This window comes from Microbacterium sp. MYb64 (assembly GCF_002979495.1).
Classification (GTDB): Bacteria; Actinomycetota; Actinomycetes; order Actinomycetales; family Microbacteriaceae; genus Microbacterium; species Microbacterium azadirachtae_A.
The window spans coordinates 181,269-196,026 of record NZ_PCOW01000003.1; the positions used below are offsets into that span (position 1 = coordinate 181,269).

14 protein-coding genes are annotated in these 14,758 nt (G+C 70.1%); 11 read left to right on the forward strand and 3 right to left on the reverse strand.

The genetic code is table 11. From position 1 onward, the window contains the following. Positions 1-11 precede the first annotated feature (11 nt). The 6 genes from CQ044_RS04785 to clpX all read left to right on the forward strand — a co-directional run bounded on the left by CQ044_RS04785 (position 12) and on the right by clpX (position 6,664). Positions 12-662: an ATP-dependent Clp protease proteolytic subunit gene (locus CQ044_RS04785; RefSeq protein WP_105687231.1), complete on the forward strand. Its 651-nt coding sequence runs from the start codon at positions 12-14 to the stop codon at positions 660-662. 145 nt (positions 663-807) lie between these two features. Then, positions 808-1,761 carry a sugar-binding transcriptional regulator gene (locus tag CQ044_RS04790; protein WP_235281765.1) on the forward strand — a complete coding sequence of 318 codons (954 nt, stop codon included), beginning with the start codon at positions 808-810 and terminating at the stop codon, positions 1,759-1,761. 29 nt (positions 1,762-1,790) lie between these two features. Further along, positions 1,791-2,759 (forward strand): deoxyribose-phosphate aldolase, encoded by a 969-nt coding sequence (gene deoC / locus CQ044_RS04795; protein WP_374954848.1) that lies wholly within the window; start codon positions 1,791-1,793, stop codon positions 2,757-2,759. A 13-nt stretch (positions 2,760-2,772) separates the two neighbouring features. Then, positions 2,773-4,284 carry an aldehyde dehydrogenase family protein gene (locus tag CQ044_RS04800; RefSeq protein WP_105687233.1) on the forward strand — a complete coding sequence of 504 codons (1,512 nt, stop codon included), beginning with the start codon at positions 2,773-2,775 and terminating at the stop codon, positions 4,282-4,284. Continuing rightward, positions 4,281-5,132, forward strand: coding sequence for an aldehyde dehydrogenase family protein (locus CQ044_RS04805; RefSeq protein WP_105687235.1), 852 nt, complete (start codon positions 4,281-4,283; stop codon positions 5,130-5,132). Before CQ044_RS04800 ends, CQ044_RS04805 begins: the two co-directional genes overlap by 4 nt. Before the next feature lie 263 nt (positions 5,133-5,395). After that, on the forward strand, positions 5,396-6,664 hold the full coding sequence (gene clpX, locus CQ044_RS04810; protein WP_045272536.1) for an ATP-dependent Clp protease ATP-binding subunit ClpX: 1,269 nt from the start codon (positions 5,396-5,398) through the stop codon (positions 6,662-6,664). Between the two features lie 13 nt (positions 6,665-6,677). On the opposite strand, the gene CQ044_RS04815 is transcribed toward clpX, so the two are convergent. The 3 genes from CQ044_RS04815 to CQ044_RS04825 all read right to left on the reverse strand — a co-directional run bounded on the left by CQ044_RS04815 (position 6,678) and on the right by CQ044_RS04825 (position 10,291). Further along, entirely contained in the window at positions 6,678-7,178 is a 501-nt protein-coding gene (locus CQ044_RS04815) for a GyrI-like domain-containing protein (RefSeq protein ID WP_181158179.1), read from the reverse strand. Between the two features lie 102 nt (positions 7,179-7,280). Beyond that, complete coding sequence (locus CQ044_RS04820; protein ID WP_105687238.1) at positions 7,281-9,332, reverse strand: M3 family metallopeptidase; 2,052 nt, start codon at positions 9,330-9,332, stop codon at positions 7,281-7,283. A 56-nt stretch (positions 9,333-9,388) separates the two neighbouring features. After that, positions 9,389-10,291, reverse strand: coding sequence for a LysR family transcriptional regulator (locus tag CQ044_RS04825; protein WP_105687240.1), 903 nt, complete (start codon positions 10,289-10,291; stop codon positions 9,389-9,391). Between the two features lie 87 nt (positions 10,292-10,378). On the opposite strand from CQ044_RS04825, the gene tdh reads away from it, so the two are divergent. The 5 genes from tdh (at position 10,379) to CQ044_RS04850 (ending at position 14,757) form a co-directional block, all read left to right on the forward strand. Next, on the forward strand, positions 10,379-11,422 hold the full coding sequence (gene tdh, locus CQ044_RS04830) for an L-threonine 3-dehydrogenase (RefSeq protein ID WP_105687242.1): 1,044 nt from the start codon (positions 10,379-10,381) through the stop codon (positions 11,420-11,422). 9 nt (positions 11,423-11,431) lie between these two features. Further along, entirely contained in the window at positions 11,432-12,607 is a 1,176-nt protein-coding gene (locus CQ044_RS04835; RefSeq protein ID WP_105687244.1) for a glycine C-acetyltransferase, read from the forward strand. 147 nt (positions 12,608-12,754) lie between these two features. Continuing rightward, positions 12,755-13,741: an alpha/beta fold hydrolase gene (locus tag CQ044_RS04840; protein WP_105687245.1), complete on the forward strand. Its 987-nt coding sequence runs from the start codon at positions 12,755-12,757 to the stop codon at positions 13,739-13,741. Positions 13,742-13,885: 144 nt separating this feature from the next. Continuing rightward, a complete protein-coding gene (locus CQ044_RS04845; protein WP_105687247.1) occupies positions 13,886-14,539 on the forward strand; it encodes a helix-turn-helix domain-containing protein in 654 nt (217 codons plus the stop codon). Next, a complete protein-coding gene (locus CQ044_RS04850; protein ID WP_105687249.1) occupies positions 14,536-14,757 on the forward strand; it encodes a hypothetical protein in 222 nt (73 codons plus the stop codon). The genes CQ044_RS04845 and CQ044_RS04850 overlap by 4 nt, the downstream gene beginning before the upstream one ends. The last annotated feature ends 1 nt before the right edge of the window (position 14,758 follow it).

Genomic DNA, 14,758 nt, shown 5'->3' on the forward strand with positions numbered 1-14,758 from the left:
AGAGGACACCCATGTACACACCTACGTTCCGGTCCGCCGGCGACCTGCCCTCGAGCCGCTACGTCCTTCCTCAGTTCGAGGAGCGCACTGCTTACGGCTTCAAGCGTCAGGACCCCTACAACAAGCTGTTCGAAGACCGCGTGATCTTCCTCGGCGTCCAGGTCGACGACGCGTCGGCCGATGACGTGATGGCGCAGCTGCTGGTCCTGGAGAGCCAGGACTCCGAGCGCGACATCACGATGTACATCAACTCGCCCGGCGGATCCTTCACGGCGATGACCGCGATCTACGACACGATGCAGTACGTCGCGCCGCAGATCCAGACGGTCGTGCTCGGCCAGGCCGCTTCGGCGGCCTCGGTCCTGCTCGCCGCGGGCGCACCAGGCAAGCGCCTCGCGCTGCCGAACGCGCGCGTGCTGATGCACCAGCCCGCGATGGGCGAGGCCGGCCAGGGGCAGGCGTCGGACATCGAGATCCAGGCCGCGGAGATCCTGCGCATGCGCACCTGGCTCGAGGAGACGATGGCCAAGCACACCGGGCAGCCGGTGGCGAAGGTCAACCGCGACATCGATCGCGACAACATCCTCTCCGCGGAGCAGGCCAAGGAGTACGGCATCGTCGATCAGGTGCTGACCAGCCGCAAGCGCCAGTCGCTGAGCTGACCTGCCGACATCCTCGAGAGGGCGGCCCGGATCCGATTCCGGGCCGCCCTCTCGCGTCCCCGCTCCGGTTGCGCGGGTGAGCGTTGGCGATTGCTCATATGAGCAGATCCGTGCGCGTGCGTGTGGTGAAGGGTACTCTCGGAGCATGCCCCGTTCCGCCATCGACGATGACGAGCTGCTCGCCGTCCGCGTGGCGGAGCTGTACTACGACGAGGACAAGACTCAGGACGAGATCGGCGGTCTGCTCGGGATCTCGCGCTGGAAGGTCGGCCGGCTCCTGCAGCAGGCCCGCATCGACGGGATCGTGCGGATCGAGATCGTGCATCCGCGTGCTCGCAAGCTCGGCATCGAGCGCGAGCTGCGCGAGCGCTTCGGGCTCGCCGACGCGGTCGTGGTGCCGAACGGGCCGAGCGATACCGAGACCCTCGGCCGGGTCGCACAGGGCGCCGCGGATCATCTCGCAGCCCTCCGTCCGGTGCCCAAGACCCTCGCCGTGAGCTGGGGGCGCACGCTCACCGCGATCGCCGACCGCATGGCCGAGGGGTGGGCCCGTGGCGTCACCGTGGTGCAGATGAACGGCGGCGTGAGTGTGAACCGCCGCCCGGGAGGCGCCGCCTCGCTGGCGGCGACGATCGCGCAGCGCGCTGCGGGGCACGTCGCGCTGCTGCCCAGTCCCGCGATCCTGGAGCGGCTCGAGACCAAGCAGGCGATCGAGCGGGACCGCACCGTCGCGGGCGTGCTCGATCAGGCCGCGCAGGCGGATGCCTACCTCTTCACGGCGGGCGTCTGCGATGCCGGATCCGCGCACGTCGAGAACGGCTATCTGAGCGTCCGGGACATCGACGAGCTCGCCCGCCGCGGCGCGGTCGGAGATGTGCTGGGCCGCTACATCGACGCGGACGGCAACGTCGTGGATCCCGAGCTCGACGCCCGCACGGTCGGGCTCAGCCTCGAGCGGCTGCGCGAGGCGCGCACCGCCGTCTTCGTCACGGCAGGAGAGGCGAAGCACGACATCGCCCGCACGGTCGTGACCGCGAACCTCTGCACGATGGTGGTCACCGACGAGGCGACCGCCCGGACCCTCTTGGAGGACCAGTGACGACGACCGAACTCGCACGGCGCACCGCGCTGGAGGTGCTCGGCGGCGAACCCGACGACCTCACGCTGCGCCGATTCCTGCACGGGCTCCCCGGCGTGGACGCGGTGGGCCTGGAGCAGCGTTCCGCCGCGCTCGGCACGCGCTCGATCAAGACGACGTCGAAGGCCTGGGCCCTCGACACGATCGTGCGCCTCATCGACCTGACGACCCTCGAGGGCGCCGACACCCCGGGCAAGGTGCGCTCGCTGGTGTCCAAGGCCAAGCTGCCCGACGCCTCCGATCCGTCCTGCCCCTCGGTCGCCGCGGTGTGCGTGTACGGCGACATGGTTCCGTACGCCGTCGAGGCGCTCGGCGCCCGACACGGCGACCCTGACGACGGCGGCATCTCCGTCGCCGCCGTCGCGACCGCGTTCCCGAGCGGGCGCGCTTCGCTGGCCGTGAAGCTCGCCGACACCCGCGACGCGGTGGAGGCCGGTGCCGATGAGATCGACATGGTCATCGACCGCGGTGCGTTCCTCTCCGGGCGCTACGGACAGGTGTTCGAGCAGATCGTCGCGGTCAAGGACGCCTGCCGCCGGGGGGACGGCACGTCCGCCTCGCTCAAGATCATCCTCGAGACGGGCGAGCTGAACACCTACGACAACATCAAGCGCGCTTCGTGGCTCGGCATGCTGGCGGGAGGCGACTTCATCAAGACGTCCACCGGCAAGGTCGCGCCCGCGGCCACCCTGCCGGTCACGCTGCTCATGCTCGAGGCCGTGCGCGACTGGCACCGGCTCACCGGCGAGAAGATCGGCGTGAAGCCGGCCGGCGGGATCCGCTCCTCGAAGGATGCGGTCAAGTACCTGGTGCACGTCGCCGAGACCGTCGGGGAGGAGTGGCTGCAGCCGCACCTGTTCCGCTTCGGCGCCTCCAGCCTGCTCAACGACGTGCTGCTGCAGCGGCAGAAGCTGACCACCGGCCACTACTCCGGCCCCGACTACGTCACGATCGACTGACGGAGGACCACGCATGGGATTCCTGGATTACGCACCCGCGCCCGAGTCGCGGAGCATCCTCAACCTGAAGGACGAGTACGGGCTGTTCATCGACGGCGAGTTCGTCGAGGGCCGCGGCACCTCCTTCGCCACGATCTCGCCAGCGGACGAGTCGCGCATCGCCACGATCGCGCACGCCTCGGATGAGGACGTCGATCTCGCCGTCGCCGCCGCGCGCCGCGCCCACACCAAGGTGTGGTCGAAGATGAGCGGCCGCGACCGCGGCAAGTACCTGTTCCGGATCGCGCGCCTCGTGCAGGAGCGCGCCCGCGAGCTCGCCGTGGCGGAGAGCCTCGACAACGGCAAGCCGATCAAGGAGTCCCGCGACGTGGACGTGCCGCTCGTCGCCTCGTGGTTCTTCTACTACGCCGGCTGGGCGGACAAGCTCGACTACGCCGGTGCCGGACCGAACCCGTCGGCGCATGGCGTGGCCGCGCAGGTCATCCCGTGGAACTTCCCGCTGCTCATGCTCGCGTGGAAGGTCGCGCCGGCCCTCGCCGCCGGCAACACGGTCGTGCTGAAGCCCGCCGAGACCACGTCGCTCACGGCGCTGATCTTCGCCGAGATCCTGCAGCAGGCCGATCTTCCGGCCGGCGTGGTGAACATCATCACGGGCGCCGGGGCCACCGGCGCGGCGCTGGTGCGCCACCCCGACGTCGACAAGGTCGCCTTCACGGGGTCGACCGCGGTGGGCCGCGAGATCGCCCGCACCGTCGCCGGCACCGGCAAGGCGCTCACCCTCGAGCTCGGCGGCAAGGCCGCGAACATCGTGTTCGACGACGCCCCGATCGACCAGGCCGTCGAGGGGATCGTCAACGGCATCTTCTTCAACCAGGGCCACGTCTGCTGCGCCGGCAGCCGCCTGCTCGTTCAGGAATCGATCCACGACGAGGTCATCGACCGGCTGAAGTCCCGCCTGTCGACGCTGCGCCTCGGCGACCCGCTCGACAAGAACACCGATATCGGCGCGATCAACTCGGCCGAGCAGCTGGCGCGGATCCGCGAGCTCAGCCAGGTCGGCGAGGACGAGGGCGCGCAGCGCTGGACCGCCGACTGCGTGATCCCGGAGAAGGGCTTCTGGTTCGCCCCGACCATCTTCACGGGCGTCGAGGCGTCGCACCGCATCGCCCGCGAGGAGGTGTTCGGTCCCGTGCTGTCCGTACTGACCTTCCGCACCCCGGCCGAAGCGATCGCGAAGGCGAACAACACGCCGTACGGCCTGTCCGCCGGGGTCTGGAGCGACAAGGGTTCTCGGATCCTCGCCGTCGCCGACCGCCTGCGCGCGGGTGTCGTGTGGGCCAACACGTTCAACCGGTTCGATCCGTCCAGCCCGTTCGGCGGCTACAAGGAGTCCGGCTACGGGCGCGAGGGCGGCAAGCAGGGTCTGGCGGCCTATCTGCGTCCGGCGGCGGTCGCCCCGAGGGCGCTCGGCCAGAACGAGACCAAGACCGAAGCCAAGGCGCTGAAGAAGGGATCCGCGGCATGAGCGCGCGTCTGACCGTTCCCAAGACCTACAAGCTCGCGATCGGCGGCGTCTTCCCGCGCAGCGAATCGGGACGCACCTACGAGGTCACGAGTCCGAAGGGCGTGTTCCTCGCGAACGCCGCCCAGGCCTCGCGCAAGGACGCCCGCGATGCGGTCAAGGCCGCGCGCACCGCGCAGGCCGGCTGGGCCAAAGCGACCGCCTACAACCGCGGCCAGGTGCTGTACCGCGTGGCCGAGGTGCTGGAGGGACGTCGCGCCCAGTTCGTCGAAGAGATCGTCGCCCAGCAGGGCGTCTCGGCGGCCGTCGCGGGCGCGCAGGTCGACGAGGCGATCGATCTGTGGGTCTGGTACGCGGGCTGGTGCGACAAGTACGCCCAGATCGCCGGCAACCTGAACCCGGTCTCGGGGGCCTACTTCAACATCTCGGCGCCCGAGCCGACCGGAGTCGTCGCGATCGTCGCGCCGCAGGAGTCCGCGCTGCTGGGTCTCGTCTCCGTCGTCGCTCCGGCGCTCGTCGCCGGCAACGCGGTGGTCGTCGTGGCGAGCGAGCAGTTTCCGCTCTCGGCGATCAGCCTCGCCGAGGTGCTCGCCACGAGCGATGTGCCGGGCGGCGTGGTGAACGTGCTGACCGGTTCCCCGGCCGAGCTCGCGCCGTGGCTCGCGGCGCACGCCGACGTCAACGCGCTGGACCTGGCAGGGGCGGGCGGGATCGACTGGGTCGATCTGCAGATCGCGGCCGCCGACACGCTCAAGCGCGTTCTCGCCCCGGGCGAGGTGGTCGCCTCGCCGCAGCGGATCGCCGCGTTCACCGAGGTGAAGACGGTGTGGCACCCGAAGAGCATGGTCTGAGCGCGGCCCCTGAGCGCATCGAAGTACCGAATGGCCCGCCCCGCATCGCGCGGAGCGGGCCGTTCGCCATGAAAGCCCGGATCCGGCGCGTGTTCGCCGTGCGCGGAGCGGCGCGTCTCGGGGGATCCGTGGCGATGCGGCCGGATGTCGGATGCAGCGGTTAGGCTCGAACAGCGGCAACGCCGCACGGTGTTCCCACACCGTGATCGCCCGTCGTGACGCCACGCAGGCGACCGCGGACCACGTCTCGAAGGAGGACGCACATGGCACGCATCGGTGAGAGCGCCGACCTGTTCAAGTGCTCGTTCTGCGGCAAGAGCCAGAAGCAGGTCCAGCAGCTCATCGCCGGGCCCGGCGTCTACATCTGCGACGAGTGCGTCGAGCTCTGCAACGAGATCATCGAAGAGCGCATGGCGGAGTCCGCGAACGGCGAGGTCGCCGAATTCGATCTGCCCAAGCCGCGCGAGATCTTCTCCTTCCTCGAGGAGTACGTCGTCGGGCAGGAGCAGGCCAAGCGCGCCCTCTCGGTCGCGGTCTACAACCACTACAAGCGCGTGCGCGCCCGTGGAACGCTGCAGCCGGCCGAGCAGAAGGCCGACGAGATCGAGATCGCGAAGAGCAACATCCTCATGATCGGCCCCACGGGCTGCGGCAAGACCTACCTCGCGCAGACCCTGGCGAAGCGCCTGAACGTGCCGTTCGCCGTGGCCGATGCCACCGCGCTCACGGAGGCGGGCTACGTCGGCGAGGACGTGGAGAACATCCTCCTCAAGCTCATTCAGGCCGCCGACTACGACGTCAAGCGCGCCGAGCAGGGCATCATCTACATCGACGAGATCGACAAGATCGCGCGCAAGGCGGAGAACCCGTCGATCACGCGTGACGTCTCCGGTGAGGGAGTTCAGCAGGCGCTGCTGAAGATCCTCGAGGGAACGGTCGCCTCGGTGCCCCCGCAGGGCGGTCGCAAGCACCCGCACCAGGAGTTCCTGCAGATCGACACCACGAACGTGCTGTTCATCGTGGCCGGTGCCTTCGCGGGCCTCGAGGACATCGTCTCCTCCCGCGTCGGCAAGCACGGCGTTGGCTTCGGCGCACCGCTGCACGACAAGGGCAAGGACCTGGATCTGTTCAGCGAGGTGCTCCCGGAGGATCTGCACAAGTTCGGCCTCATCCCCGAGTTCATCGGCCGGCTTCCCGTCGTGGCCTCGGTCTCGCCGCTCGACCAGGCCGCCCTCATCGACATCCTCACCGGGCCGCGCAACGCCCTGGTCAAGCAGTACCAGCGCATGTTCCAGCTCGACGGCGTGGAGCTGGAGTTCGAGGAAGACGCGCTGCAGTCGATCGCCGACCTCGCCGTACTCCGCAAGACGGGGGCACGCGGACTCCGCGCGATCCTCGAGGACGTGCTCGGACCGATCATGTTCGAGATCCCCTCGACCGAGGACGTGCAGAAGGTCATCGTAACCCGCGCTGCCGTCGACGAGGGCGCGCCCCCCACGCTGGTCCTCGCGCGCAAGCGCAAGAGCGCCTGAGCGGCGCCCGCGCTCAGCGCTGAACCGGCAGGATCAGGTCTGTCCGCAGTTCGGCGGCAGCCGTGACGCTCGGGTCGGACACGTAGACCTCGATCCAGACGCCGGCGGGGCTGTGCCCGAGCGCAGTGCTCTCGCCGGCGAGGCGCCCCCACGCCTCGCCCAGCCCATCGTACGGCCCGATCACGGTCGTCGCCACCGCGGGTCCGCTCGGCAGTTCCGCGGCCTCGATCTCGACATCGTCGACGGTGAGCGGTGCGGACAGCGCCTCATCGACCGGGAATCCGACGTCGAGGTCGAAGACATCCATGGGATCGCCGCGATAGATCGCGACCGCGGGACCGGAGGGCGTGAAGGCTCCCGCAGCGATCGCCTTTCCGAGCGCGCCGAAAGCGAGATCGAACGTGGAGCCGAGACCGTCGATGCGCAAGCCGGTCCGGTGGATCGCGGCGAGCGCGGCGGGCGGCAGATCGAGCGGGGTCGTGGCGTCGTAGGGCTCTTCCGAGAACACGGACATCGGTTCCTCCTCGCTGCGGGCGGCATCCATCGCCGCATCCGCCACCAGCCTAGGTCGGGAGACTCCTCCCCGACAGGGGCTCAGCCGATCGCCTGCAGCCGGTCAGCGATCCAGACCTCGTCGCTGCAGCAGCGGGGTGATCTCCGCGTCGCGTCCTCGGAAATCGCGGTAGGCCTCGAGCGGATCCTTGGATCCGCCCACACCCAGCAGACGCCGCCGGAACCGCTCGCCGTTGGACCGCTGGGCGCCGCCGTTCTCACGGAACCACTCGACGGTGTCGGCGTCGAGGACCTCGCTCCAGATGTACGAGTAGTAGCCCGCGCTGTAGCCGCCGGAGAACACATGGGCGAAGTACGCGGAGGAGTACCGCGTGGGCACGGCGGGATCGTCCAGTCCGATGTCGGCGAGCGTCGCGGCCTCGAACGCCGCGACGTCGTCGATCGCGTCGCCTGAGGGCAGCGCGTGCAGGGCCTGGTCGAGCCAGGCCGCCGCGAGGTACTCGCTGGTCTCGAAGCCCTGGTTGAACGTCTCCGTCGCCCGCAGACGTTCGACGAGGCCCGAGGGAAGCGGCTCGTCGGACTCATGATGCCGCGCATACGCATCGACGATCTCGGGCCAGAGCATCCACATCTCGTTGACCTGGCTCGGGAACTCGACGAAGTCGCGGAACACGTTGGTGCCGGAGAAATGCGGATAGGTCACCTCGGAGAACAGACCGTGCAGGGCGTGCCCGAATTCGTGGAAGAGCGTGTTCACCTCGTCGAGCGTGAGCAGCGTGGGCTCTCCGTCGGCGGGCTTCGACACGTTCAGGTTGTTCGCGACGACCGGAAGCGTGCCGCGCAGCGCGGACTGGCTCACGATCGGGTTCATCCACGCCCCGCCGCGCTTGCTGTCGCGCGTGTACAGATCCAGCACGTACAGGCCGAGCGCGGATCCGTCCTCCTGGAACACTTCGAACGTCCGCGCACCCGGGTGGTAGACCGGCAGGTCGGCGCGCTCCGTGAAGGAGAGCCCGTACAACCGGCCGGCCGCCGCGAACACGCCGTCGTGCAGGACGCGTTCGGCCTCGAACCACGGCCGCAGCGCCGCGGTGTCGATGTCGTACTGCGCCGTGCGCAGCTTCTCCGTGTAGAACGCCCAGTCGTGCGCTTCCAGGGCGAAGGGCTCCGGCTCGGTCTCGTCGATGAGCCGCTGCAGGGCCGCGCGCTCGGCGGCCGCGTTGCGCGCAGCGGGGGCGGCGAGGTCGCGCAGCATGTGCTCCACGGCTTCGGGCGTGCCCGCCGTCTCATCGGCCGTCACCGCCGCCGCGTGGGACGCGTAGCCGAGCAGCGCCGCACGTTCGGCGCGGAGCCTCGCGATCTCGGCGAGGACGCCGCGATTGTCGTGCTCGCCGCCTCGTGCGCCGCGCGAGCGCGACGCCTCCATGACCCGGCGACGGCTCTCCCTGTTCGTGAGCGCCGCGAGCGCCGGGTGGCCGGTGAACAGGGGGAGCGCGAGCAGATGCTTGCCCTCGAGCCCGCGCTCGGAGGCCGCGCGGGCCGCGGAGGACAGCTCCCCGGCGCTCAGGCCATCGAGGTCGGCCGCGTCGTCGAACACGACCGCCAGCTCGTTCGTGTCGGCGAGCAGGTTCTTCTCGAAGGTGGTGCTGAGCGAGGAGATCCGCTGGTTCAGCTCGGTGAGCCGGGTCTTGGCCGACTCGTCGAGCGCCGCGCCGGCCAGGGTCATCTCGCGATGCCAGCGTTCGACGAGGCGTCGCTGCTCCGGCTCCAGCGGCAGGGCGTCGATCTGGTCGTGGAGCTGCGAGACCCGCCAGTAGAGCGCGGAGTCGAGCAGGATCGCATCCTGGTGCGCCGCCATCAGCGGCGCGAGCTCCTCATCGATCGCCTGGATCTCAGCCGTGGCATCCGCAGAGGCCACCGTGTAGAACGCGTGCGAGGCCCGGTCCAGCAGCTCTCCGCTGCGCTCCAGGGCGACCATCGTGTTCTCGAACGTCGGCATCGACCGCACCATCGTGATCCGGCGGATCTCCGCGAGCTGCTCCTCGAACCCTTGCCGGAACGCGGGGAGGTAGTGATCCGCACGGATGCGGCCGTAGTCGGGCAGCGCATAGGGGAGGGCGGAGGGCGTGAGCAGCGGGTTCGTCTCGACCGTCATCCTCCGAGCCTAGAAGATCGCTCCGCTCCGAGGGAGGGAGGCGGCGGGGTGCCGGCTCAGCCGGTCAGATCCGCCATGACCGTGCGCAGTGCGTCGGAGACGAGGCGCACGGACCGTCGGCGCAGGTTCTCCGGTCGGGCGAGCACGTCGATCATCCGGTTGGTGCTGACGTATTGCAGCGGGCGGCGCACGACGGCGTCGGTGCCCGGCGACGTGTAGCGGGGGAGCACGCCGATGACGTCTCCCGTCGCGATCACCGAGGCGGCGACGCCGTAGTCGTTGATCCGGTGCACGATCTCGGCCGGCCGGTTGGTGATGGCGGAGATCGTGCGCAGCACGTCGTCGGGGGAATAGCCCGCCCGGCTCGTGACCCAGCGCTCGCCCACCACGTCGGCGGGGCGCAGGGATGCGCGCTGGGCGAGCGGGTGTTCGGGGGAGAGCGCCACGTCGAGCGGCTCGGCGGCGAGGGTGAGCACGCGGATCCCGGTCTTCGGCCACGGCGGGCTGTGCTCCATGCGGTGCGCGAGCACGAGGTCGTAGCGGGCGGTGAGCGCCGGGAAGTCGCTCTGCGCGACGTCCTCGTCGGTGAAGCGGATCGCCGGGACGTCGGGGCCGGATCCGAGCGCGCGGATGAGAGGGCCGAACAGTGCCTGCGCCGCGCTGAGGAACCCGCTGATCGTGACGATGCCGCCCTCCGCGGCCTCGAACTCGTCCACCGCGGAACGCGCGGCGGCCATCGCGTCGAGCGCCGCCGCCCCGGCCTCGGCGAGTGCTTCTCCGGCGGGCGTCAGCACGAGCGTGCGGCCCTGCTTGCGCGTCAGCGGCGCACGCACGCCGCGCTGCAGCGCCGCGAGCTGCTGGGAGACGGCGGACGGCGTGACGCGCAGGGCCTCCGCGACGGCAGTCACACTGCCGAGCGCGCCGAGCTCGCGGAGGATCTGAAGCTGCTGCAGTTGCATATGTCCAGTCAAGCATGTAGCGATGCTTAAAGCTCTGTCCAGACAGTGGGGATTGATCTACAGGGTTGTTCGCGGTGGGATCGAAGCATGAAGGCTCTCTACAAGGACGGCCCCCACGCGGGCCTCGAGCTCGTCGACCGGCCGGACCCCGTGGCCGGACCCGACGAGGTGGTCATCCGCGTGCTGCGCACCGGCATCTGCGGCACCGACCTGCACATCCAGCGCTGGGACGACTGGGCGGCCTCCGCGGTGAAGGCGCCGCTGATCCCCGGGCACGAGTTCTACGGAGAGGTCGTCGAGGTCGGCCCTCTGGTGCACGACATCTCGGTCGGAGACCGGGTCTCCGGCGAGGGGCACATCGTGTGCGGCATGTGCCGCAACTGTCGTGCCGGCCGCCGGCAGATGTGCATCCGCACGATCGGTCTCGGTCTGCAGCGCGACGGCGCATATGCGGAGTACCTCACCCTGCCCGCCACGAACGTCTGGGTGCATCACGCCGATGTGACGCCCGAACTCGGCGCGATCTTCGACCCGCTCGGCAACGCCGTGCACACCGCGCTCGCCTTCCCCCTCGTCGGAGAGGATGTGCTCGTCACGGGCTGCGGTCCGATCGGGCTCATGGCGATCGCGATCGCCCGCCACGTGGGCGCCCGCTTCATCACCGCGACCGACGTGAGCGCCCCGCGACTGGAGCTCGCCCGCGAGATGGGCGCCGACGCGGTCGTCGACGTCTCCCGCGAGGACATCGCGGACGCGCAGCGGGCCCTGGGCATGCGCGAAGGGTTCGACATCGGCTTCGAGATGAGCGGGGCGCCGAGCGCGCTGCCCGCGATGATCGACAACATGAACCACGGCGGACGGATTGCGATGCTCGGCCTGCCGACCGGCCCGTTCAGCGTGGACTGGGGCAAGATCGTCACGCACATGCTCACCGTGAAGGGCATCTACGGCCGCGAGATGTTCGAGACCTGGAACGCGATGGGGGCGATGCTGCAGACCAGTCCGGTGCTGCGCGACTCCATCACCCGCATCATCGCCGAGGTGCTCCCGGCGCGCGATTGGGAGAAGGGCTTCGCGGCCGCCGCATCGGCGGGCACGGGCAAGATCATCCTCGACTGGACCGAACTGTAGGAGACGACGATGTACGGATCATTCCAGCAGCACCTCGCCGACGAGCTCACCGGGATCGACGAGGCGGGCCTGACCAAGCACGAGCGCGGGATCCGCGGTCCGCAGCGCGCGGAGATCGTCGCGGACGGCGCCGAGGTCCTGAACTTCTGCGCCAACAACTACCTGGGCCTCGCCGATGACGAGCGCCTCGTGGAGGCGGCCAAGGGGGCGCTCGACGAGTGGGGCTACGGCCTGGCCAGCGTGCGATTCATCTGCGGCACGCAGGAGCAGCACCTCGAGCTGGAGCGACGGTTGTCGTCGTTCCTCGGCACGGAGGACGCGATCCTGTTCTCGTCCTGCTTCGACGCGAACGGCGGCGTCTTCGAGACGCTGTTCACGGCCGAGGACGCGATCATCTCGGACGAGCTCAACCACGCGTCGATCATCGACGGGATCCGGTTGTCCAAGGCGCGCCGGCTGCGCTATCGCAACCGCGACATGGCGGACCTCGAGGAGCAGCTGAAGGCCGCCGCCGACGCCCGGTTCCGGGTGATCGTGACCGATGGCGTGTTCTCGATGGACGGCTACATCGCCCCGCTCGCCGACATCTGCGACCTCGCGGAGCGCTACGACGCCCTGGTCTTCGTGGACGACTCGCACGCGGTCGGATTCATCGGCGAGCACGGTCGAGGTACGCCGGAGCTGTGCGGCGTCGAGGGCCGTGTCGACATCTACACCGGCACGTTCGGCAAGGCGCTCGGCGGCGCGAGCGGCGGCTACGTCGCCGCGCATCGCGACATCGTGGCGCTGTTGCGCCAGCGCGCCCGTCCGTACCTGTTCTCGAACACGCTCGCCCCGTCGATCGTCGCGGGCACCCTGCGCGCGCTCGATCTCGTCGAGGGATCCGGATCCCTGCGCGCGCAGCTGCAGGAGAACGCGGCGCTGTTCCGCCGCCGCATGACCGAGGAGGGCTTTGACCTGCTCCCGGGCGAGCACGCGATCGTGCCCGTGATGTTCGGCGACGCCGCGCTGACCGCGCGGGTCGCTGCGGAGATGCAGAAGCAGGGCGTGTACGTGACGGCGTTCAGCTTCCCGGTGGTGCCGCGCGGTCTCGCGCGCATCCGGGTGCAGCTCTCGGCCGCGCACACTCCGGAGCAGGTCGAGCGCTGCGTCGCCGCGTTCGTCGCCGCGCGCGCAGCCGCCTGAGCTTCTTCCTCGACGCCCCCTCGCAGCCCCGGCGCCCCCTCTGAGCGCCGCTCCTGCGAGGGGGCGTCGGTGCGCAGAGGGGGCGTCGACGAGAAGTTCTCCGCGCGTTCCTGGGCAACCGAGAGGATTGCGCGCCAGACTTCGCTCATGACGCACTCTGCAGAGGTGAGCTGGACGCTCGACGGCATCGACATGTTCGGCACGATCGCGGCGCCGGACGGGGACGGGCCGTTCCCCGCGGTCGTCCTGGTCGCCGGCAGCGGGCCGACCGATCGGGACTGGAACTCCCCGATGCTGCCAGGGACGAACGGATCCGGCCGGCTGCTCGCCGAATCCCTGGCCGAGCGCGGCTTCGCCTCGCTGCGCTACGACAAGCGGGCGTCGGGTCCGCACGTCGTCGAGAACCTGCCCCGCCTCGCGGGGACGTTCAGCATGGCGTCGCACCTCGCCGAACTCACCGCCGCGCTCGACGTGCTCGTCGCGGATCCTCGCGTCGATCGGGGCCGGGTGATCGGCCTCGGCAACAGCGAGGGCTGCGTGCACGTGCTGCACTACGGACTCACGCAGGCGGCGGGGGACATGGCGGTTGCGCTCCGCGGGCTGGTGCTGGCGGCGCCTCCTGGACGCAGCGTCGGCACGGTGCTCGACATGCAGCTGAGCGCGCAGCTCGCCGCCGCGCCAGGGGGAGACGGGATCCTCGCCCTCGTGCGGGAAGCGACGGCGCGCTTCTCGGCGGGCGGGTCGATGGATCCGGACGGATCCATCCCCGACCCCGTCGCCAACGTGCTGCGGAGCTTCGACAGCCCGGTCAACCTCCCGTTCGCGCGCGAGCTGTGGAACGAGAGCGCCTCGGACGGCATCGGGGGCGTCGGGATCCCCACGCTCGTGCTGATCGGGGAGAAGGACCTGCAGATCGATGCCACGGCCGACGGGGAGCCGCTGCAGGCGGCGGCCGCGGACAATCCGCTCGTGACGTTCGCGTTCCCGGCGGACGCGAACCACGTGCTCAAGCACGAGCCCCGCCCGCGCGCCGAGATCGTGCCGGGCACCAACTACAACGAGGAGGGGACGCGGCTGGATCCTGCCGCGGTGGAGACCATCCTGACCTGGATGGAGCGCGTGACAGCGCGCTGAGGTCCCGCGACGCCCCCTCGCAGCACCGACGCCCCCTCTGAGCGCCGCTCCTGCGAGGGGGCGTCGGTGCGCAGAGGGGGCGTCGACGCGAATGTTGCAAAGAAGTGCTTGCAAAGACTCTCTTGCAAAGGTATCTTTGCAATCATGACCGAGAACGAAACACCCCGAGGGGATGCGCAGCCCGAGGAGCGCACGCTCGACGCGGGCGCCCTGAAGGCGCTCGCGCACCCGCTGCGGGTTCGGATCCTGGATCTGCTCGCCGAGCGCGGGCCGCAGACGGCGAGCTCGCTCGCGTCGATGATCGGGGAGAGCTCCGGCGTCACGAGCTATCACCTGCGGGCGCTCGCCTCGCGTGACCTCATCCACGAGGTCGCGGGGCGCGGCACGGCGCGCGAGCGGTGGTGGGAGCGCCCCCGTGGACGCATGTCGTTCTCCGGGCCGAACGACGCGATGACGCCGTCGGGCCGGGCCGCCGCGCAGATCGTGGAGGACGAGTTCTTCCGCAACAGGCACCAGCGCCTCATGGACCACCTGCACCGGCCCCAGGCGGAGGTGCCTCAGGAATGGCGCGACGCGGCGCACCACATGACGACGATGCTCGACATGACGGCGCCCCAGCTGCAGGAACTCGCGCAGCAGATCGACGAGCTCGTCGAGGCGGCCGTGCTGCGCTACCGGGACCAGACCGGTCCCGGGGTGCGCCGCGTCACGATCCGCGCCGATCTGTTCGACCTTCCCGACGGCCGCCCGCAGGGTGCCGCCGAACACCGCACGACCGAGACCGAGGAGCTGTCATGACCGCCGCAACGCTGCACATCGCCGCGCCCACGTTCGCCGAGCGCACGGGACTCCGCATCGCCGATGCGATCACCGGGTACGTCCGCCGGCGCATGGAGCGTCGCGCGGAGCGGCGCGCGCTCGCCATCGACCTGCTGCGAGAGCAGCAGGCGCGCAAGACGACGGATCCGTACGTCCTCGAGAAGGCGCTGCAGATGATCGGATCCCGGTCGCGCTGAC